Source organism: Prevotella jejuni (assembly GCF_900187995.1).
Classification (GTDB): Bacteria; Bacteroidota; Bacteroidia; order Bacteroidales; family Bacteroidaceae; genus Prevotella; species Prevotella jejuni.
On the sequence record NZ_FZNZ01000024.1, the window covers coordinates 35,052 to 57,543 of the forward strand.

At 41.2% G+C, this 22,492-nt stretch carries 16 protein-coding genes; 5 read left to right on the plus strand and 11 right to left on the minus strand.

Annotated elements, in window-relative coordinates; translation table 11 throughout:
- Positions 1–441: 441 nt before the first annotated feature.
- The 4 genes from CHB62_RS09905 to CHB62_RS09920 are packed head-to-tail and all read left to right on the plus strand — an operon-like array spanning position 442 to position 3,207.
- A complete protein-coding gene (locus tag CHB62_RS09905; protein ID WP_089366710.1) occupies positions 442–1,263 on the plus strand; it encodes an ABC transporter ATP-binding protein in 822 nt (273 codons plus the stop codon).
- A gap of 19 nt (positions 1,264–1,282) precedes the next feature.
- Positions 1,283–2,011 (plus strand): GIN domain-containing protein, encoded by a 729-nt coding sequence (locus CHB62_RS09910; RefSeq protein WP_089366711.1) that lies wholly within the window; start codon positions 1,283–1,285, stop codon positions 2,009–2,011.
- 20 nt (positions 2,012–2,031) lie between these two features.
- Positions 2,032–2,820, plus strand: coding sequence for a hypothetical protein (locus tag CHB62_RS09915; protein WP_089366712.1), 789 nt, complete (start codon positions 2,032–2,034; stop codon positions 2,818–2,820).
- A gap of 27 nt (positions 2,821–2,847) precedes the next feature.
- The gene (locus CHB62_RS09920) at positions 2,848–3,207 is read left to right on the plus strand and encodes a GntR family transcriptional regulator (protein ID WP_089366713.1); all 360 of its coding nucleotides are present in this window, start codon (positions 2,848–2,850) and stop codon (positions 3,205–3,207) included.
- A gap of 177 nt (positions 3,208–3,384) precedes the next feature.
- On the opposite strand, the gene CHB62_RS09925 is transcribed toward CHB62_RS09920, so the two are convergent.
- The 8 genes from CHB62_RS09925 to CHB62_RS09965 form a co-directional block, all read right to left on the minus strand.
- Positions 3,385–7,137 (minus strand): DEAD/DEAH box helicase, encoded by a 3,753-nt coding sequence (locus CHB62_RS09925; RefSeq protein ID WP_314698799.1) that lies wholly within the window; start codon positions 7,135–7,137, stop codon positions 3,385–3,387.
- Between the two features lie 589 nt (positions 7,138–7,726).
- Positions 7,727–8,746, minus strand: a complete 1,020-nt coding sequence (recA, locus tag CHB62_RS09930) for a recombinase RecA (RefSeq protein ID WP_009011351.1) — start codon at positions 8,744–8,746, stop codon at positions 7,727–7,729.
- Between the two features lie 32 nt (positions 8,747–8,778).
- The gene (locus CHB62_RS09935) at positions 8,779–9,099 is read right to left on the minus strand and encodes a TfoX/Sxy family protein (protein ID WP_089366715.1); all 321 of its coding nucleotides are present in this window, start codon (positions 9,097–9,099) and stop codon (positions 8,779–8,781) included.
- A gap of 4 nt (positions 9,100–9,103) precedes the next feature.
- Positions 9,104–10,342 carry a saccharopine dehydrogenase family protein gene (locus tag CHB62_RS09940; protein ID WP_089366716.1) on the minus strand — a complete coding sequence of 413 codons (1,239 nt, stop codon included), beginning with the start codon at positions 10,340–10,342 and terminating at the stop codon, positions 9,104–9,106.
- A gap of 114 nt (positions 10,343–10,456) precedes the next feature.
- On the minus strand, positions 10,457–11,077 hold the full coding sequence (locus tag CHB62_RS09945; RefSeq protein ID WP_089366717.1) for a DUF6621 family protein: 621 nt from the start codon (positions 11,075–11,077) through the stop codon (positions 10,457–10,459).
- 52 nt (positions 11,078–11,129) lie between these two features.
- Positions 11,130–11,546 carry a DUF1648 domain-containing protein gene (locus CHB62_RS09950; RefSeq protein WP_240616241.1) on the minus strand — a complete coding sequence of 139 codons (417 nt, stop codon included), beginning with the start codon at positions 11,544–11,546 and terminating at the stop codon, positions 11,130–11,132.
- A 550-nt stretch (positions 11,547–12,096) separates the two neighbouring features.
- A complete protein-coding gene (nifJ, locus tag CHB62_RS09960; RefSeq protein WP_089366720.1) occupies positions 12,097–15,672 on the minus strand; it encodes a pyruvate:ferredoxin (flavodoxin) oxidoreductase in 3,576 nt (1,191 codons plus the stop codon).
- A gap of 46 nt (positions 15,673–15,718) precedes the next feature.
- The gene (locus CHB62_RS09965) at positions 15,719–16,903 is read right to left on the minus strand and encodes an ATP-binding protein (protein ID WP_042856055.1); all 1,185 of its coding nucleotides are present in this window, start codon (positions 16,901–16,903) and stop codon (positions 15,719–15,721) included.
- Between the two features lie 152 nt (positions 16,904–17,055).
- Between CHB62_RS09965 and CHB62_RS09970 the strand changes: the two genes are divergently transcribed.
- Complete coding sequence (locus CHB62_RS09970) at positions 17,056–18,120, plus strand: ATP-grasp domain-containing protein (RefSeq protein WP_089366721.1); 1,065 nt, start codon at positions 17,056–17,058, stop codon at positions 18,118–18,120.
- Between the two features lie 1,150 nt (positions 18,121–19,270).
- On the opposite strand, the gene CHB62_RS14905 is transcribed toward CHB62_RS09970, so the two are convergent.
- The 3 genes from CHB62_RS14905 to rlmD form a co-directional block, all read right to left on the minus strand.
- Positions 19,271–19,432 (minus strand): hypothetical protein, encoded by a 162-nt coding sequence (locus CHB62_RS14905; RefSeq protein WP_158296829.1) that lies wholly within the window; start codon positions 19,430–19,432, stop codon positions 19,271–19,273.
- Positions 19,433–19,575: 143 nt separating this feature from the next.
- Positions 19,576–20,706: a porin gene (locus CHB62_RS09975; protein WP_089366722.1), complete on the minus strand. Its 1,131-nt coding sequence runs from the start codon at positions 20,704–20,706 to the stop codon at positions 19,576–19,578.
- A gap of 250 nt (positions 20,707–20,956) precedes the next feature.
- On the minus strand, positions 20,957–22,381 hold the full coding sequence (rlmD, locus tag CHB62_RS09980) for a 23S rRNA (uracil(1939)-C(5))-methyltransferase RlmD (RefSeq protein WP_089366723.1): 1,425 nt from the start codon (positions 22,379–22,381) through the stop codon (positions 20,957–20,959).
- Positions 22,382–22,492: the final 111 nt, after the last annotated feature.

Genomic DNA, 22,492 nt, shown 5'->3' on the forward strand with positions numbered 1-22,492 from the left:
ATCTTTTATTGGTCTTGTCCGTTGTTTAGGGTGATATAATAGCGACTTTTTGTAGCGTAAACATTTGTTTTTCTGTATGCTTTTAGCTTTTTCAGTACTGATAAAGGACAAGTTCTTTCGTCCTATTAAGTGTGAAAGGAAGATGGAGGAGGGAAAGTGCAGTACGAGTTTATTTCTCTTATCCTTGTCTTTATTGCGTATATACCTTATATATAAATGGCCTTCTTCAGAAAGGAAAACGCTGAAAGTGGTGACAGCCCATGAGGGTAAAGATAAAAGAAAATAATCATTAAGTTGTAAAATTATTGCTGAAATGCTTGCAAGTAATGATTTTTAATATTACATTTGCAGTGTACTATTATAGTAGTACGCTGTTACTAATAAATATACAAGTAATAAATGACGTTATATAAAACAATCTAATAAAAGAAAGAAAGCCTTATGATTCAAGTTAATGAACTGACTTTCAGTTATCCTAAAAGCAAGCACAATGTGTTTGAGGGACTGAGTCTACAACTCAAAGAGAACCGAATTTATGGTCTTTTAGGCAGGAACGGTATGGGAAAGAGTACACTGCTCTACCTCATTGCTGGCCTTCTACGACCGCAAAAGGGTAGTGTTTTGGTTGATGGTTATACCGCTTCAAGTCGTTACCCAGAGATGTTAGAGGAACTGTATATTGTTCCTGAGGAGTATGATTTGCCCAATATGCCACTCAGTAAGTATGCTAAGATTCACGAAGACTTTTACCCTCGATTTAGCGAGGAGGTGCTTGAAAAGTGTCTGACCGACTTTGAGATGTCTTTAGATGTCGATTTTAAGCAACTCTCTATGGGACAGAAAAAGAAGGTGTATATGAGTTTTGCACTTGCTACTGGTTGTCATCTGCTATTGATGGACGAGCCAACTAACGGGCTCGACATTCCTTCAAAGGCTCTTTTCCGTAAGGTTATTGCTGGGAATATAGCAGAAGATTCGTCGTTGATTATCTCTACCCATCAGGTGCATGATGTTGAGCAGTTGCTTGATCACATTATCATCCTTGATAACTCACAGTTGCTTATCAACGCTTCTACCGAGGATATCACCGCAAAATACACCTTCGGCATCCGTCAAAGTAATGAGATGGATGACGAAGTACTCTATGCTGAACCATCGCTTCAGGGCAATAATGTAATTGCTCGACGTCAGGAGGGAGATAACGAAACAACTATTAACCTTGAGTTGTTGTTCAATGCTGCAACAACAGGTAAACTAAAATAAAAGAAGGAGGAATATCATTATGAAGACAACATTTGCAAAAATCATTAATATCGGCCTAATCTCTGTAGCTTGCTTACTTGCTTTAAATTCTTGCTACATCCGAAAAAAAGACTACGGAAAGATGGTGACAGAGGAGGCCTCTGTTGATTCGTTTGACACGATAGACATCCGTGGAGCTGGTACTGTTTATATATCACAAGGTAAGAAGTACAGCTTAAAGTTTAAAGGGGAGGAGAAGCGACTTGATGTATTAAGTTTTGTCAATAAACAGAATAGACTGGTAATTGACATGAAAAACCTGATTCAGCATATAGGCTTTTTTGATTTGAAACCTTCAGATAGGGTAACGCAAAGTATTGTTATTTATATCACTACGCCAACACTCTCAAAGCTAAGTTGGAACAATTCTGCTACTGTTATTCTTTCAGATTCTTTTAAACTTGATAAGCTCAGCATTGATGCTCCTTTAGGTGGTAATCTGAAGATAAATAAGATGAATATCAATCAGTTGGAAGTCTCTATGGTGGGTTTGGGGGCTATTGATGTTAAAAGCCTAACTGCTAAAAAGGTAATCTTTGATACCTATGGCGAAGTAGGCTTAGGTGTAAATTTCTATCGAACTGATACGGCAATTATCTCTGCGAAGGGTGAACCAAAGATCAATACTACGGGAACAACGTGCTTACCCTTGACCATGGTTACAGAGAAGGGAGCCGTTATTAAAGATAAAACAACAAGAATAAAATAGAATTAAGGAGGATATAAATTATGACAAAGTTTGATTTAGACCGTTTCGGTAAGGTAATGAGTAGACTCTTGGTGATAAGCCAGCGCAAGAGAAGTGTAATCTTTATTACTTTTCTTATCATATTCTTAGTTCTTGCAAAGTTCACTACACCTATGTTTTCTGGAAAGTCTATGGATGATATAGGTTACAAGTCATTCGTTTCAGAAGTTGTAGATTTTATTGGGATTTTTTCTCCAATTGTCTTCTTCGTATTAGGTACATTTTTCATTCAAGACCTTGAAGGGCGTCAGCAACGTATCAATGAATTGATGCTGCCAGCTACTAATCTTGAGAAGTTTGTTGCACGTGTGCTATTGGTTGCAGTGATTTACCCTTTAACTATTTGTGCTTCTTTTATTGTTGCAGATGGATTACAGCTGTTGATTTCAATGCTTATTGCACCCGAAGAAAGTTTTTCTATGGTTGTAGCCTACTTTGACAGCAATTCGTCTATAGGAGATTCGCTCCTATGGGATAAGGTTCTGTCAACACTTATGAGTTATTCAATTGCTATCTTTGGAGGTTTACTTTTCCGCAAGTTAGCTTGGTTGAAGACGACAGTTAGTTATTTAACTGTGATTATTCTTTCTATAATAGGTTTCTTCCTTTTAAAGATATTCCTTTACGAAAGTACAGACTATGAGGTTGTTTTTATAAAGAATCCTTATGCTTCTATGATTTCGATTGGAGTAAGTCTATTGATGTTCTGGTCTTCTTATAAGATTTACACACGTCTGCAGGTCATCAACAATCGATGGAGAAATATTTAACAAGGCGTGGATTAAATATTAAGGCTTATGAATTTCGAAAATAATAAGGCTATCTATGAGCAAATGGCTGACCGCCTTTGCGATGAGATCATAGCTGGAACCTATAAAGCTGACGACCGAATACCCTCTGTCCGGGAGTATGCCGTTATGCTGCAGGTGAATACGAACACTGCAGTGAAGGCCTATGAGCTACTCTCTCGTGAGGAGATTATATACAATCGGCGTGGACTTGGCTACTTTGTTTCAGCTGGTGCACGTGAACAAATCATGAGTACTCGACGTAAAACATTCCTCACACAATCGCTCCCTTCCATTTTCCGAGAGATGAAACTGTTAGGAATTACTATAGAAGATGTTGAAAAGGAATGGACTATTGCGCAGCAGTAGTAATTGTTCTTTCCCAAATGAAGGCACTTACAAAAGCGTACTACGGATAGAGATTTACCGTAGAAGCTAAACTTCAGTGTCTCACTATTCCAATTAAAATAGGCAAAACAGGAATGTATTGATTATAAGTTCCTGGTTTGCCTATTTTATAGATGTCATGAGGAAGACTCAATTCTGTTATCGGTTGTCTTGCAGCATTTCGAGTAGTTCTTCCTGTGTCAGTGCATGAGAGATGTCAGAACCCTCAAGAAGAGAGTCAGAAAGGTTACGCTTTGTCTTATGTAGACGTAGTATCTTTTCCTCAATGGTGTGCTGACTAATCAAATGATAGACTGTTACGTCCTGTTGTTGTCCAATACGATAAGCACGGTCGGTAGCCTGCTGCTCGATGGCAGGATTCCACCATGGATCAAGATGGATGACATAGTTTGCACCCGTAAGGTTGAGTCCCAATCCTCCAGCCTTCAGACTAATGAGGAAGAAAGGACACTTCCCTGACTGAAACTCCTTGACTAACTTCTCGCGCATAGCCATCGGTGTGCTTCCGTCAAGGTAGAGATAAGGAAGTTTAGCTGTGTCCATAGCCTTCTTTATCTCCTCGAAGAAACTGGTAAATTGGCTGAACACGAGGGCTCGGTTGCCACTGTCGTTGAGGCTCTCAGCCAAGTCGATGAATGCAAGAACCTTACTGCTTGGGAGTTTCCACTTCTTATCAACTAACGAACAGCTACATGCCATCTGGCGTAAACGGGTGATTTCAGCCAATACAATCATCTTGTCAGCTTTTTTGTCAAGCACCTTCTCTTCTACATGACGACGTCTTATCTCATACATCGCCATCTCTTCAGACGACAACTCCACAGGTAGTTTGATTTCATTCTTAGCTGGTAATTCATCGATAACTTCTGCTTTTGTTCTCCGTAACAGGAATGGAGATATCAGTCGACGCAGCTGATTTTGTCTGTTTTTGTCGTTCTCACCTTCAATTGGTAGGATGAATTTCTGCTTAAATTGCTCTGCACTCCCCAAAAGACCAGGGATAATAAACTGGAAGAGGTTCCACAACTCAGCTAAATGGTTTTGAATAGGAGTACCCGTAAGGATAACCTTTCGCTGTGCTTGTAGCTGCATAGCTGCCTTCGACATCTTTGTGTTAGCATTCTTAATGGTGTGTGCCTCGTCAAGACAAACTATATTCCATTCACGTGCAGTGAGGTCTTTCTGCTGAATATTCAATAGTGCATAAGTAATGATAATGACATCACCAGCCTTGGCTTCCTTGATATCTTTTGAGCGATCCTCGCTCTGATTGAGTACAGTAAGGTTCAGTGTCGGTGCAAATCGTTTAAGTTCGTTGCGCCAGTTGGGTACAACAGATGCTGGTGCAACTATAAGTGAGGCACCATTTGCACTCTGTTCAAGGAGTAGGGTAATGGTCTGGACAGTCTTTCCTAATCCCATGTCATCAGCAAGACATACACCAGCTCCCCATGCAGTCAGTCTTGACATCCATTCAAATCCTTCTTCTTGATAATCACGTAGTTGTGCTTGTAGCGTCTTGGGAACGATAGGCACCTCCTTACTGCAGGTTTCGATACGCTTACGCAAGGCATCTATTGCTTCATTATGCTTGATATCTAAGGATGAATCATCTAACAGATCGCCTATTAAAGAGACGGCTGCAGGAGCCATTTGTAGGTGCGAACGGCTCTCTGTTGTCACTGTGTCGAGTCGTTTAAGAATACGTGAAAGTTGGCTACTAAGGGTGATAAACTCATTGTCACCAATGCGAATAAACTTCTGTTTATAGTTTTGCCGCATAAGTTCGAGCAGTTTCTGGAGAGAGATAACTTGTCCTTCGCTTATTTGTACATTACCCTCTACCTCAAACCAACCGTTTTTCGTTTTGAAAGAGATGTGTGTTGTACTGCTATTAATGTTGGGATGGTAATTTATTTTACAGCCTTCAGCCCATTCCAAAGTACAAATATCTTGATGTTCCTTACACCATTCTATAAAAGGAAGTAACGACAGAAGTGAAAGTCCTAAAGGCTCGTTGATACTCTGGGGAGTCCATGTGTCCTCTTCTTCGAGGACCTCAGACACTATCAAACCTTCGTTGATGGCCTTTAAGTATTCCCGCTCTTTCTTTAAATTTCGTACCAGTTGTACTTTCTGTCCATCTTTTTCTGCGATTGTAGTAATATTACCCTTACCTGGAACAAACAACATGCTTTCAGAAGCTCGTACAGAAGCTGTCATTAAGAAGTTATGGTTCTTGTCTGGAACGATGCGGAGAATGATACATGGAGAAACGTCAACTTTCTTCATAGAGTCAAGCTCTGCAACCATATTAGAGTGTATCTCAGTCTTACCTCCAATAGCTGTTATTAACTTGACAAGATAGGGCTCGGCCTCTGCGGGGTAACTTGCCTGAGTAAGTATCTCCTTATATGTCTTGTATTCAAACTGAGTAGGCGTAAAAACAGAGTAGTCTGTCTCCGTATTCTTAGTAAAGAAGAAAGATGATCTTATCCCTCTCTCTAACTCAATTACATTGGTAGAGACGCTAAAAGAACCATCTTTTTGTTTATTAATAATCAGATGAGGCTTGTCTAAATGGACCGCTACAGGGATGAGATTATTGGTGTTGCCTATATAGATATGGTCACAATCGATAAATAGATATAAATACTTCTCTATATAAATACTATATTCCCAAGTAGAGATTTCCGTCTTGACATTCTGATCAATACTGTCAAAGCATGGCTCATCGAGACTCTTAAACTCCTGAATAGATAACTCCCTACCCACAGACCAGCTTCCATTCTTTAGCTTTCGTTTGAGGATTGGGACTATGATACCATATCGTAAGATATATATAAGTTTAGTATTATACTCCGTTTCACCTTCTTGTACATCCTCTGTTTGGTTTTCTGCAAGGAGTGATTCAAGGCGAATTTGCCAAGTAGATTTTATCTCCAGTCGGTTAAACAAGGATGTCCCTCCGAAGAGCTCTTGCAGTTGATGAGATTTAGCGTCCTCCTCCTTTGAACATGTCTCAAGTTGTAGGTACGCCCAGTTAGGTGCTATTGGTGGTATCTCAGCACTTTTTGGGGTCTTTCCTAATCGTTGATATAATATCCATGTTAGCCAGCTCACCGCCTGCGTATTGGCATCGTTGCGTATTGTCATGAAATAAATATCATTGATGTGTGGGTCTTTTTTGTCACAGAAATAATCTCTCAATGGTGAAATTATCATTGATGACAGGTTTATAAAAGAAACCCCCTTCTTGTTCGCCATAGTCCTCAGTTTCTGTAAGGATGATTCTGTATTGGCGAAAATAGCAGCTAAGGCAAAGTAATAGTTTGAGATGGGGTTCGTGAAGATGCCTTTTATTATGGTTTGCTTGTTATGGGTTGCTAATGCCTTAGTGTATAATTTGTAGGCTAAAGAGTAATCGTCCTTGTATAAAGCACCAATCGCAGCTATCTGGAGGGTAAAGGAGTTGGCTATAGAAGTATGTAAATCAATGCAGAGCTTACCTGTTCCTAAGTAGTAATAGAAGGCAAAGGTCCTAATTGATTCAGAGCTCTTTATATTCCCTTTTTTAGTTGTCTTATCCTGTATAATAAGTTCTTTAAGGTAATCCCAATCTAATTGTTTGTCTTGTAAGAGTGCTCTAAGCAGGTTGTCATCTATAATAGACAATAAGAGTTCATCTGGTAGCGAACTAAAGAATGGTTTATACAATCTATCATCAAGAATGTCGTAAGAACAGTAACATAGTTCTATTGTTGTCTTATGATCTGAATACCTTACTGCCTCAGGCTCCTTCTCAGCAATAAGATATACAATGAGGCTGATTAAAGGGTCGAGTTGGCTAAGTCGTTTCTTTTGCTGAAATAGACTTCTTATACTCTTCAAAAGAGGTTTATTCTTAGTCTTAAAGAGTTCGACAATGGCTGGTATTATTATGTTTCTATCTGCGTATATAGTTTTTGTATTATACGAAACTTGTGACTCATACAGCATATTATTAGTAAGTAACTGTTGTAGAGTTAACTTATAGATAGCGGGAGACATTATTTTAGAAGCCAATACACTAAGCTCTGTTTTTCCTACTTCATTATGATGAAAGTAGGACATCAGCATAAGAAGTGATTGTTCATTAGAGGAAAGAGATGAGAAAGGTGTCACTTTGAATAGAATCTTAATTAATGAATGAATATACTTTTAAGATAGATGTATGATGGGGGGATAAACGTATTTAGTCCATAAGAGGAGTAGAGAGGTGGGGGAAATACAGACGAATCTCCTAATATGTATGATAAATAATACCTGCTAACAGGTGTGGAGTATTTTATATTTAGATGAGAGTAAATGGACTATATGCAGTTAGGCCTTTATGATTATAATCAATCTATGGTAAGATCTATATGAACATAAAAAGTTTATAGTATCCTAAATGAACTCATTTTGCATGAGAACACTTAAGATACTATATTCGTTTCGATTACTTTGTTTGTTCAGTAATAGCGTTCTTAATCAATCCTTCCAGCTCCTCTGCAAGTTCTGGATTATCTTTGATCATTGCCTTGGTAGCATCACGGCCTTGTGCGAGTTTGGTACCGTTATAGCTAAACCAGCTACCACTCTTCTGGATGATGCCGTATTGAACACCTAAGTCAACAATCTCACCAATCTTTGAAATACCCTCACCGAAGGTGATCTCAAACTCTGCTTTACGGAAAGGAGGGGCTACCTTGTTCTTAACAATCTTCACACGAACCTGGTTACCAATAACTTGGTCGCCATCTTTGATAGATGTTACACGACGGATATCAAGGCGAACAGAACTGTAGAACTTCAAAGCGTTACCACCAGTAGTTGTCTCTGGGTTACCAAACATGATACCGATTTTCTCACGCAACTGGTTGATGAAGATGCAACAAGTATTGGTTTTTGCAATTGTTGAGGTAAGTTTACGCAACGCCTGACTCATCAATCGTGCCTGTAAACCTACTGCAGAATCACCCATATCACCCTCAATCTCCTTCTTTGGGGTCAAGGCTGCTACTGAGTCAACTACGAGAATGTCAATTGCAGATGAACGAATCAGCTGATCAGCAATCTCTAATGCCTGCTCACCATTGTCTGGTTGTGATATCCAAAGATTATCAATATCCACACCTAACTTCTCTGCGTAGAATCGATCGAATGCATGTTCGGCATCAATGAAGGCTGCTATTCCACCCTGCTTCTGTGCCTCTGCAATGGCATGGATAGCCAATGTTGTCTTACCAGAACTCTCCGGACCATAGATCTCTATAATCCTACCACGTGGATAACCACCTACACCAAGTGCCGTGTCAAGTGCCACACTGCCTGTTGGGATTACCTCTACCTGCTCTATCTGCTCATCGCCCATGCGCATGATAGACCCTTTACCAAAGTCTTTCTCTATCTTAGACATTGCAGCCTGCAAGGCTTTCAACTTGCCTTCAGCTGCTGATGTTGTCTCTTCTTTTGCCATATACTATTATCTTGTTTTTGATTGATAAAACATTATTTATTCTTCTTTCTTTTTTTTGGATAGGGTAAAACCTCTACTAAGGTCTTAACAACCCTGACTGCAAAATCAGACCTTGAAACATCTAAAACGTAGTGTTCCTTAGCTCCTTCATAAGGGAATCCACGTTCGGAAGATAGCATCATTGACTTAATTGCCTCGTGTTCTTTGACATAAGGTATATTGTCACAAACTATGATAACAGGCTTTTCGTCAACATAAACTATGTAGCCACCAAACATCTTCCTGTATCTTACATTTCCCGCAGTTGCTATCTGACTACTAACAAATTCAATAAAGTCCAAAGAGCAAGCCATCTTCTTATAGTTCTAAATCTCCTCCAAACTCCTCATGCCAAGGTAGTCCCTGTTTATTGAGAACCTCCAAGAATGGATCTGGGTCGAAGTCTTCCACATTCCAGACACCTGGCTTGCGCCACAGCCCCTTGAAGAACATCATCGCACCAGCCATTGCTGGTACGCCAGTCGTATAGCTTACGCCTTGCATACCTGTTTCATTATAGGCATCCTGATGCTTGCAGTTGTTATAGATGTAATAAGTTTGTTCCTTACCATCCTTGATACCACGGATACGGCAGCCGATAGAGGTCTCGCCATCATAGTTCTCACCGAGTTCTTGTGGGTTTGGTAATACTGCTTTCAAGAACTGTAAAGGTACTATCTTAACCTTTGCAGTCTTACCAGAACCGTCAGCTAATGGTGCTTCATATTCAATCTCATCGATACGACTCATACCAAGGTTCTGAATACAATCGAGGTAAGTAAGGTATTGCTGACCAAAGGTCATCCAGAAGCGAGCACGCTTAATTGTCGGATAGTTCTTGACTAATGACTCCAACTCCTCGTGGTGCATCAAGTAAGAGTCGCGTGGACCGATGTTTGGATAGGTAATATCTTGATGTACTACCAATGGTTCTGTCTCAATCCATTTACCATTCTCATAGTAAAGACCCTTTTGGGTAATCTCACGGATATTGATTTCTGGGTTGAAGTTAGTGGCAAACGCTTTGTGATGGTTACCTGCGTTACAGTCAACAATATCGAGATAGTGAATCTCATCAAAGTGATGCTTTGCTGCATATGCAGTGTAGGCTTGTGACACTCCAGGGTCGAAACCACAACCGAGGATAGCTGTTAAGCCTGCTTTCTCGAACTTATCTTTATAAGCCCATTGCCAGCTATACTCAAAGTGTGCCTCATCTTTTGGCTCATAGTTAGCTGTGTCAAGATAGTTGCAACCGCAAGCTAAGCAGGCATCCATGATGGTGAGGTCCTGATAGGGTAGTGCCAGATTGATTACCAGCTCAGGTTTGAAGGAATTGAAGAGCGCCTTCAACTGTTCAACATCATCTGCATCAACCTGTGCAGTCTTGATGTCTGCCTTGTAGCCTTTGTCATGAATAGCCTTAACCAGTGCGTCACATTTCTCTTTACGACGGCTGGCAATCATGAACTCCGTAAACACGTCCTGGTTTTGGACAATCTTAAAAGCGGCTACAGTGGCTACACCACCTGCGCCAATCATTAAAACTTTTCCCATAGTTCAATCCTATTCCTTGTCATATTATCCTTTCTCTCCATTCCAGTGATAGGGGAAAAGGGAATGTTATGTTAGGAATTCTTATTTTATAATTATTGTTTTTATGCTTTTTTCTTACTTAATCTTACGGTCAATCTCTGATGAGGTTATGCCCATTGCGTTTAGTAGTGAATAGCCTAAGATTTGCTGTTTGAAGTTGCCTCCTTCGAGTGGTTGCATTGCAAACAGCGTGATATGTTTTAGCTCATCATCTACATCGCAAAGCGTAGATCGTAGTGCACTCATCACATGCCCATCCTCAGCATTTGGTATTATCATAATACGCTTAACCTCTTCATGATTAAGAATGGTCTTCAGAAGGTCGAGAAGAACATAGTCTTTCTCGGCTGCTTCATCACCAGTAGCAATCGTATTAATAATGAACTCTCCAAGTTGAACATCTTTGAAAGCTTGTCCGTTCAACTCTTTCTCATAGTCAGATGGGGCAAAGTTCTCAAGTTTTCGATTCTTTCTGTCATGTAGAAGGACTACTTGTGTCTCATGATTTCCTGGCTTCAATCGTCCGTCAAGGGCGATGTTGACAGCCCACTGACTGAAATCAGCAGCTGGAATACGACGGTTAAGCATTCGCTCAAAGTTGACAATGAGGTCGAACGCAACATGGTCTATATAATCACCATCCACGATGATGATATTCTCACTCCATTTAATGTTCTGTGCTTCTTGTGCATTCATAGCTACAAAGATACATTAAATCAAGCAAAATGCAAAATAAATAACTTCGTTTTTAATGCTTTATCTGTTTGTGTGATTTATAGATATAGATAATTATAGCAAGGAAGATAAGGGAGAACAGCACTATTGATGACATGGGAAGCATTTGGGCAGAACATGCTGTAAGATACAATATAACTACCATTAGTATGGGCATAATGGTACGGATAGCCTTTGGATTGCTCTTTCTTCGACTTTGTTCGCTCAATAGACTTGTGTCGTATGGGTGCTTCTCTTGGTTGATAATCAGCAAGAAGACGATTATTGAAATAGCAGGATGTGCCAATATAAGATACTTAGGACCGTAGCTGTCTGCCTCTCCTGCAAAGCTCCAATGCAGGATAATACTCTCAGGACCGTTCGTAATACGGAGTAATGAAATGACGGTAATTGCAATGATGATGGCTAATGATAATATTCTACTTTTCATATTCGGATTGTTGTCTACGTTAGGAGTAACTGTCTTCATGTACAAATATACGCATAATCATGGTAAATTCAAAGCGAATATGTTGTTTTTTCTTCTCTTAAACAAAATAGATTAAGAGCGTATTCATGATGGCCTTTTATGTTGTTTATTCACGTTATTCAAATTCTTTTCATGAGTGAAAATGTTTTTTTTCATGAAAAAAAAGAATTATGTTCACGTAAAAAAATATTTTCCTTCATGAAAATAATTCGTAGTGATGTCTTTTTTGTCTCAGAAATCTTGAGTAGGAATAGTGATATTGTTATGCTTTTGAAGGTGTACTGAATGGTTTTTATCAATCACAAAGAGTAGGTCCGTAATCTGTTTCGATGGCTGTGAGAATATGTATAAACAATCAGTAAGAGACCTTTCCATGGTAATAGGACTGATAATATGTAACGTGATGAATGATTAGAGACAATAAAAAAGAGGCCTCTCCATTGTGGAGAAGCCTCTTAGCGTATGTTATATAGTGATTAAACTATATCAATTTAGTCTGTGCAGTAGGCGATTATGCCTCTTCGCTCCAGTCTTCCTTGGTCTTGCGAACATAGCTCTTGTAACGGAGCTTGGCCATATCCTCACAAGCCTTGAAGAGCTCTTGCCCCTCGTTTGGATAAGCTTTGAGGACAGAGAGGAAGCGAACCTCACTGTGAAGGAACTCTTGGAACTTGTCCCAATCTGGCTCCTTAGAGTCGAGAGAGAATGGGTTCTTGCCTTCTTCTGCCAACTGTGGGTTGTAACGCCAGAGGTGCCAGTAACCACAAGCAACAGCGTTAGCCTCTTGAGCCTGGCTGCGACCCATACCACCCTTAATCTTCAAACCATGGTTGATACATGGAGAGTAAGCGATAATGAGTGATGGACCTGGGTAAGCCTCAGCCTCACGAATAGCCTTTAAGGTCTGTGCGTTGTCAGCACCCATAGCTACCTGAGCTACGTAAACATAACCGTATGTAGTTGCCATCAAGCCGAGGTCCTTCTTACGGATACGCTTACCCTTAGCAGCGAACTGAGCGATAGCACCGAGTGGAGTAGACTTAGAACTCTGACCACCAGTGTTTGAGTAAACCTCAGTATCGAGTACTAAGATATTAACGTCCTCACCAGAAGCGATAACATGGTCGAGACCACCGTAACCGATATCGTATGAAGCACCATCACCACCGATAATCCACTGGCTACGCTTAACGAGATAGTGGTCGAGCGTCTTCAACTCTGCACATACAGGGCAACCCTTTGCTGCACCAGCCTCGATTAATGGCTTCAACTTAGCTGCTGCAACCTTAGAAGCATCAGCGTCGTTCATGTTGTTAAGCCATTCTTGAGCTGCTTCCTTGAACTCTGCAGATACATGCTCGTCATCCATAGCACCACTAAGGAGCACTACGATGCGCTCACGCATCTTCTTGTTACCCATTGCCATACCCATACCGAACTCGCAGAAGTCCTCGAACAATGAGTTGTTGAATGCAGGACCATGACCTTCCTCATTAGTTGTGTAAGGAGTAGAAGGTACTGAAGCTGAGTAGATAGAAGAACAACCAGTAGCGTTAGCAATCATCTCACGGTCACCGAAGAGCTGTGAAACGAGCTTAACGTATGGTGTCTCACCACAACCAGCACATGCACCAGAGAATTCGAACAAAGGCTGAGCAAACTGAGAGTTCTTAGCGTTTGACTTGATATCTACCAAGTTCTGCTTGCTCTTAACGTTCTTAACAAGATAGTTCCAGTCGGCTGCACGACGTGTAGCTTCCTCTTCACCTGCAACAAACTGTGTCATTGACAATGCCTTGTTACCCTTCTTACCTGGGCAGACATCAGCACAGTTGCCACAACCTGTACAGTCGAGAACAGATACTTCGATGCGGAATTGCATACCCTTGAGCTGCTTTGGAGCAAGGATATCAAGTGTTGGCTCATTGAAGCCAGCCTTCTCTGCCTCATCCAAAACGAATGGACGGATACATGCATGAGGACAAACGAATGCACACTTGTTACACTGAATACAGTTCTCAGCATCCCATGCAGGAACAAAAGCAGCTACACCGCGCTTGTCGTAAGCAGCAGTACCAACTGACCATGTACCGTCAACGGTGCCATGATTAACGAAATCAGAAACCTTCAAGAGGTCACCTGCCTGTGCGTTCATAGGACGAACGAGTTCCTTAACGAATGCTGGAGCATCGTCAACCTTAGCTTCATCGTCTGGAAGGTTAGCCCATGCTGGGTCAACAGTCAGTTGTTTGTACTCGTTACCACGGTCAACAGCAGCAAAGTTCTTGTCTACAACATCCTGACCCTTCTTGCTATAACTCTTAACGATGAATTTCTTCATCTGGTCTACGGCAAGATCGAGAGGGATAACCTCTGTGATACGGAAGAAAGCAGACTGTAGGATGGTGTTGGTACGGTTACCAAGTCCAATCTCCAGAGCAATCTTTGTTGCGTTGATATAGTAAACGGTAATATTGTTCTTAGCGAAGTAACGCTTTACCTTGTTAGGTATAAAGTGTACGAGTTCATCACCCTCAAAGATTGTATTCAGCAAGAATGTACCGTTCTTACGCAATCCACGCGTTACGTCATACATGTTCAGATAAGCCTGAACGTGGCATGCAACGAAGTTAGGAGTATTTACCTGATAAGTAGAACGGATTGGGCTATCACCGAAACGAAGGTGAGAACAGGTGAAACCACCTGACTTCTTAGAGTCGTAAGAGAAATAAGCTTGGCAGTGCTTATCAGTGTTATCACCGATAATCTTTACTGAGTTCTTGTTAGCACCAACTGTACCGTCAGCACCCAAACCATAGAACTTAGCCTCGAACATGCCTTCACCACCTAATGGAATCTCTTCAACCTCTGGGAGAGAAGTGAAGGTTACGTCATCAACGATACCTACAGTGAAATGATCCTTTGGTTCTGGCAATTCAAGATTATCATAAACAGCGATGATCTTAGCTGGTGTTGTATCAGCAGAACCAAGACCATAACGACCACCAACAATTAGTGGTTTGTTCTCAACATCATAGAATGCACTCTTAACATCGAGGTACAATGGCTCACCCTCTGCACCTGGTTCCTTTGTACGGTCAAGTACTGCAATACGCTTAACAGACTTAGGAACTGCAGCGAGTAAGTGCTTAACAGAGAATGGACGATAGAGGTGTACGGCAATCATACCAACCTTCTTACCCTGAGACATCAAGTAGTCGATAGCCTCACGAGCTGCCTCAGTTGCTGAACCCATCAAGATGATGATATTCTCAGCATCCTCAGCACCATAGTAATCAAAGAGGTGATGCTCACGACCAGTAATCTTGGTCAATTCGTTGAGATAGTGCTCAACAACCTCTGGTACGTTCTCGTATGCGCTGTTAGATGCCTCACGATGTGTGAAGAAAGTCTCAGGGTTCTCAGCAGTACCACGTACAACTGGGCGCTCAGGAGTCATTGCACGGTCGCGGAAACGCTTAACATCTTCCTCGTCAACCAATGGACGGATGTCTTCCTGGTCAAGACACTCAATCTTATGATACTCGTGTGATGTACGGAAACCGTCGAAGAAATTGATGAAAGGAACTGATGTCTTCAATGAAGCAAGGTGTGGAACTGCAGAGAGGTCCATTACCTCCTGTACAGAACCAGAGCAGAACAATGCGAAACCTGTCTGACGACAAGCCATAACGTCCTGATGATCACCGAAGATACAAAGGGCGTGGCTTGCAAGTGTACGTGCTGAAACATTGAATACACATGGCAAAAGCTCACCGGCAATCTTATACATGTTAGGAATCATCAATAGAAGACCCTGTGATGCGGTGAAGGTTGTCGTGAGAGCACCAGACTGTAAAGAACCGTGTACGGCACCAGCTGCGCCACCCTCTGACTGCATCTCCTGTACGCTAACAGTCTGACCCCAAAGGTTCTTACGTCCACGTGCTGACCACTCGTCTACGTGCTCAGCCATAGGAGATGATGGAGTGATAGGATAGATAGCTGCTACCTCAGAGAACATGTAGCTCACATGAGCAGCGGCCTCGTTACCATCACAAGTGATAAACTTCTTTTCTTTAGCCATTTTGAAATTTATTAAATGAATATTGTTATAATGTTTTTGGTCTTGCCTAATATAGGAAACCCATTAGCCAAAGAGGTACTTGATTGTCTTTCCCAACTTCGGTATTGTATATAATATAGGTTGTGTCGTTACTGAATCGTTTCTTGTTCTTTCCTGTATCACAAACCTTAAATTTGTCTTTCTGACTGATAATATATGTACCAGGCTTATTACTTTCGTTTACTAAGCAGACTTCTTGTAGCGCATTGACAAAGAATGTCTCCATAAGTTGCTGATCATCAAGATGGATAGGATAGATAGCATATATCAAGTTGGAGTTCTGTAGCATTACCTTTGCAGGTTTCTTTGGAAACTCCTGACCTACTGGGTAAACAAGACTTATGAGTCGTGCATCAGCGAGATTCTTGATGTAATTCATCACAGTAGCTCGACTTGTATTGATTTCTTTAGCAAGGTTACTGATGTTGGGAGCCTTTGGACCTTCCAGAGCAAGAAGATAAAATAGCTTCTTAATCTTCGTGAGATACTTCAGATCTATTTGTTTGATGAGGAGGATATCGACCTCTGTCATCATGTTCATAGTCTTTAATAAGTTCTCAGAAAAGTTACGATGCTCTAAGAAGAAAGGGTAGAAACCATGGTGAATATAGTCTGCAAAGAAACTCATGGGACTAACCTTTGAGAGTATTTGTCTTGTTATTTCCTCGTGGTTGTTTACGATGTCTTGTAATGTGTAAGGCTCAAAGTGTTGTCCTGTCTGTAGGTTTAAGTATTCACGGAAGGAGAATCCTCTAAGGTTGTAGCTCTTTACTATGCCATTCAGTTCGGGGTTTTCTTCTTTCAATCTCATGACGCTTGACCCCGTGAAGACAATTTTCAACTCAGGATAAGAGTCATAACACAAACGGAGTTCACTGCTCCAATTTGGCTGCTTGAATACTTGATCAATTAACAATACTTTTCCTCCATGGCGATAGAACTCGCCGGCAAAGTCTGCTATTCCTCTACTTTGGAAGTAAAAGTTGTTCATGTTTACATAAAGACATTGGCGATCAGTAGAGCCATAATGCTCTTTCGCATATTGCAATAGGAAGGTAGTCTTACCCACGCCTCGTGTGCCTTTGATGCCAATGAGCCTGTCGTTCCAATCGATTTCATCCATGAGCCGACGGCGCACAGGGGCATTTACGTGCTCCACCAAGTAAGTATGCGTGCGAAAGAATGCGTCCATCTTGTTCTCTTTATATAATGTTATGCACATGCAAAGTTACTACTTATTTCTCTTATTTGCAAACTATAGATAGCAAAAAATGATTTTTTTATTTTTATTTTGTGGTATATTTGCTTTGATGTACCTTTGCACAACATAAATAAAGGACATCTATGACATTACATATATTCAATCCCGAGCATGATATAGCATTAGCTTATGATAATAAGTATTTTACGGCTCCACACGCAGGAAGGCTACTTCGTCACGATTTAGATTATCTTCCTGTTCTTTGGGCAGCGGAAGGTGACTACGTTCTTGTAGAGAACATTGGCTCTGCCAAGCAACATGCGCTTCGCTTTCAACGTTACGGTGAGCAGGTTAACTTTGTAAGCAGAAACGATGTAGAGCGTCTTTCTGAATATATAGATAATGTGTCACCCTGGGGATGGGACGCTGCCTTGAAATTTCAATTAGAACAGATGGGTGTTAAAACAGCAGTTCTTCCTACTGACAAAGAACTTGCCGATATACGAAAACTTAGTAATCGACAGTTCTCTTCTGCCGTGTTGGAGGATGTACAGACACAACTTGCTAATCCTGTCTTGCTTGGTAAGGCTTTTTATGTAGACTGTTTTGCGGATTTAGAAAGCATGCTTCAAACGATAGGAAAGGCTGTGATTAAAGCGCCATGGAGTAGTAGCGGGCGCGGCGTACGCTATGTTGATTCAATCTTGGGGCCAGCTTTGGCTAATTGGGCTAAGAATGTGATAAAGATGCAAGGGGGAATAATGATTGAACCCTATTACAATAAGGTGAAAGACTTTGGTGTTGAGTTCTATTCTGATGCTGAAGGTGTTCACTATGCGGGACTATCTGTCTTTCATACCGTTAATGGGGCGTATCTTGGTAATAGCCTTGCTGATGAAGTAGAGAAGAAGTCTATCTTGTCTACTTATATCTCAGAAGGTTTGTTGAATGATGTAGTAACCTCCTTAGAGCAGTTGCTTACCATTCATTTGCGAGGTGTTTACAGAGGTCCGTTGGGTGTTGATATGATGATTGTTGCGGCAGAAAAGGGGTTTATGCTTCATCCTGTTGTCGAAATAAATCTACGACGTACGATGGGACATGTTGCTTTGTCGCTATCAAGTCGACATGAACTCTCTGATAGAATAATGCGAATTGATTACGACGGGGCACACTACCATCTCCACCTTGTTCATAAGGATAGATAATGACTACTGTCAGAGAAGGGATGTTAAGGAGTCTGCGAGTTGATATTGAGGGATAGTAAAAAGATAAGGTAATCCTAAATATTATCATACCATGATGTAGTTTATGTGGCTTACTGACTTTCCGAGTGACGTTTCAGATACTACATACAGTGCCTATATAGACTTTTTCTGTGTGCAAAATTCACCGTTGTTCTGTGAGTGACTGAAGTGTCCTACTGCTTCACTCCTTGTCTTCATGGAAACATCTTGGTAACTACTTTATATCTCTGGGATAACCGCAAGGAAGTAAAAAAGTATTACACGTTTCTGTACAAAACACCCTCATGATAAGGGTATAACATCTCTAAGCACCTAATCCGTAATATTCAATAAATCAGTATGTTATAAATAGCATTGGAGAAGACGCCCTTCTTGCCTCAAGAAGGGCATCTTCTGCATGCAAGAGGGGCATGTTCTTGAATATAGTTAGGCCTCTTCTTTGAGCTTAAAGAGCGTGTGTTGGGGTTGAGAGTCGCGAAAAATGTTGACATAAAGAGACTTGACACCTCTCCTCATAGACTCTCAACGAAGAGGAAAGGAATGTTTAGTGGGAAGGACCTCCCCCGACCCCTCCGAAGGAGGGGAGCGCCTAACGGGATATGGTTTGCTATGATTTAATGCGTGACAAGGAAGGTGAAGGAGCCTAATCTAAGTTGTTAATAGCCAACACTCAACATTTAGTACTCACGGTATAAGCCATAATCACCCAACACTCAATACTTAACACCCATCAAACAATCCATTAACAGCTAACAAAACACCTAACACCCATCAACCACTATACAAATCATTACCACCTAACACTTACCATCCAACACCCATTAAACAAGCCATTATCACCTAACACTTACCACCCAACACCCATCATTTAGACGGTTATTCATAAATAGGGAGAGGAGGAATAAACTCTTGGATTGTAGTAAAATTGATGATAAGAGACAACTGGCAACGATCATGCTTGAAACATGGTTGTCGTATGCCGATAATTAATGGAATTCTTTTCGTGGTATTGTGAGTTTGTTTACAATGTACAAACCGTTGCTTATTCAGCTATCATAACCGAATAAGGAGTAATATATTAGACTTTAGTTTGTTAATGAATCCAGTTGGATTAGTTGCTATATAGCCAGTAGACCAATCCAACAATTGCTATAGCAAAGAATGTCATAACAATCTTCATTACCTTATTTATAATCTTGCGACGGCGTGCAGCTGATGAAGAAGGGGGCTTAATTCCTCCCGTGTGATGGTGTGTATGATGATGCCTTGTCATGTTTTAGAGTTTGTGTGAGCCGGTTCTTCTGTATGGAAGTAACCCTTTGTTTGTTAATATAACTTTACACTAATTGTGACAAAGGTACAAAAAATCACGGATACAACCTAATGTATCCGTGATTTTCTTAATTTTAATTTATTTTAGAAACGGAAACTTAATTCCAAGTCGAACATTGAGTAGTTCGGATGACCTGCAGGACCATTCAAGGAACGGTCGTGAACGTAAGAATAAATACCGCTTAAGGCAAGGCTCTTAGTAAACTCATAATCAAGTCCTAAGTCGTATTGTGTGCGCTGCTTATCTGCTCCATCAGATGGCTGATACATATCGTAACGTGCCTTGGCATGTAGCTTCTTAGGAATGATAGGTGCAATGACTAAAGCATAAACACCCTGAGCTTTGTCTCCATCTGTACTAAGATTGCAGTCTGTAGCTGCCGAAGCATCTGTGTTACTCAGTGCTTTAGCGAAGGCATTACCAGTAGAATGTACGTATTCAGAGCGTACTGTCCAGTCTTTAACCTTGTATTCTGCAGAGAAGGCATAGCGTCGTTGTTGCAGACTACGTACACCAGAGTGTGTGGTTCCGGCTGCGTCTGTCCACGTACCCTTGCGAGCATACGAACCTGTCCAGCCGAAACAACCTAAGCGCATACCTTCAACAGGCATTACCCATACGCCACCAATGATGTTCTTCTGCTGGTCGACATCTCTTACGTTGATACCCTGTCCGTCGAAAACTCCAACTTGATAGTGTACAAGGTTCCTACCAGCATTATTCTTTAAGAAGTCACCTTGTATCTGTACACCAATATCACGACCGTTTGAAGGATGCGCACCAGCACGGTCAGAGAAGCTTGCCAACTTCTGAACACTTTGTGCTACGCTCATGAAACCTTGGTCGATAGGGTGGATAGGATTGTCGAATGTAAATGGATTCTTGAACTGTCCCGCCTTAACACGGAAGAAGTCATACTTCTGCCACTCGATGAATAAGTCGACTACACGGGGTGATGCGCCCAAAGTAGAGGTGTTACCATTAAACTGTAACTGTGCTTTCCAATACCAATCATTTAAGATACGGCCATCAAGAGAGACACGACCAAGACGGAGGTTGAATGTGTTTGACTTGTTGTTATGCATACCATTGTATTGGTATTGAACGATACCAAAGCCTGACAGCTTAACGTTATTAATCCATTTCGGTGCTTCTTGTGCTTTGCTGAGAAGCGAGCATAGCATCATAACAGATAAGATAATTGTTTTTCTCATAACTATATGAATTTAGGTAATGATAATATCTTAGGTTGATAACTTGGCTGTTAACGATGCAAAGATAGTGTTTTATCAAACATAAACAAAATATTATGATGTTTTTATTGTGTGTTTTTCTTTGTGATGGCGATTGATAATGTTATCCTTATATATAATAAGGTGAAATTGTCTGTGATGTCAGTAACAAAGGAGGAAAAACCTGTGAACTGACAAGACAGACAATTTTTCTTTCGGTATTATAGCTTTACTATCTCTTTTCTAATAGTACTACATTCTCAACGTGTGGGGTATGAGGGAACATGTCTACGGGTTGAACAGCTGCTACCTTGTAGTCAACATCGAGTAGAGCGAGGTCGCGTGCCTGTGTGGCAGGGTTGCAACTCACATAAACAATTCGTTTTGGACTTGCTCCAAGGATTACGTTTACAACGTCTTGGTGCATGCCAGCACGTGGAGGGTCGGTGATGATGACATCTGGGCGACCGTGCTCATGGATGAAATCTTCCGTAAGGATGTCTTTCATGTCACCTGCATAGAAGAGCGTATTGTCTATTTTATTAACCTCAGAATTGACCTTTGCATCTTCTATAGCTTCTGGAACATACTCAATACCAATAACTTGTTTGGCCTTCTTGGCGACGAAATTGGCTATGGTTCCCGTTCCTGTATACAGGTCGTAAACAAGTTCGTCACCTGTAAGGTTAGCAAACTCGCGCGCTACAGAATAAAGATGGTATGCTTGTTCGGTATTGGTCTGGTAGAAGCTCTTTGGTCCCACCTTAAACTTCAAGTCCTCCATTGTCTCAAAGATATGGTCATTTCCCTTGAAGAGAGTAAGGTCGAGATCGTTAAAGGTGTCGTTACCTTTCTGATTATCAACGTAGAAGAGTGATGTAATCTGTGGGAAACGGTCGGCAATATGCTGCATTAATGCTTTTGCACGTTCGTCATCTCCCTCCTCATCATAGTGGAACTGTATGAGTACCATCCATTCGCCGGTATTAGAGTTACGCACCATAATATCACGGAGTAGGCCATGCTGTGCACGAATGTCATAGAACTTCATCCCTGTCTGGTGTGCATAGTCGCGAATGTCATTACGTAGTTCATTGCAGAGGTTGTCCATCAACCAGCATTTCTCGATAGGGTAGACCTTGTCAAAAGCTCCTGTGATGTGGAATCCGATAGCTCCTTCTTCTAAGCCAGCGTCTTCTGGCAGAGCTTGAAGCTCCTCAGCTGTGTACCATCTCTTATTAGCGCAGCCGAATTCGAGCTTGTTACGATATTCCTTTGTATGTACAGAACCCATGATAGGGCGGAACTCTGGAAGCTCAACCTTACCGATACGGCTTAGTTGGTCGTAAACTTGTTGTTGCTTTGCCTTTAGTTGCTCTTCGTAAGGGAGGTTCTGCCACTTACAACCACCGCAGATACCGAAATGTTCACACATAGGTTCTTGACGAATATTGCTCTTGCTAATGAAGCGGATGACGGTAGCTTCACAGTAGTTGCGCTTCTTCTTGCGTATCTGAAGGTCTACAACGTCTCCTGGTACTACAAAAGGAACAAAGATAACCTTGTCGTCTACGTGCGTAACACACTTTCCTTCGGCTGCTACAGCCTCTATTGTGACATTCTCCAGAATGGGTAATGGCTTTCTTTTTCTACTCATAATCTGTTTTGTATTTCGTTGCAAAGTTACTAATTTTTTCTTGTTTGTGGTTTACATGATGATATTTATCGGTTCTGTGTACGCCAACAAAGTAAAAATGTAAGGTCAACA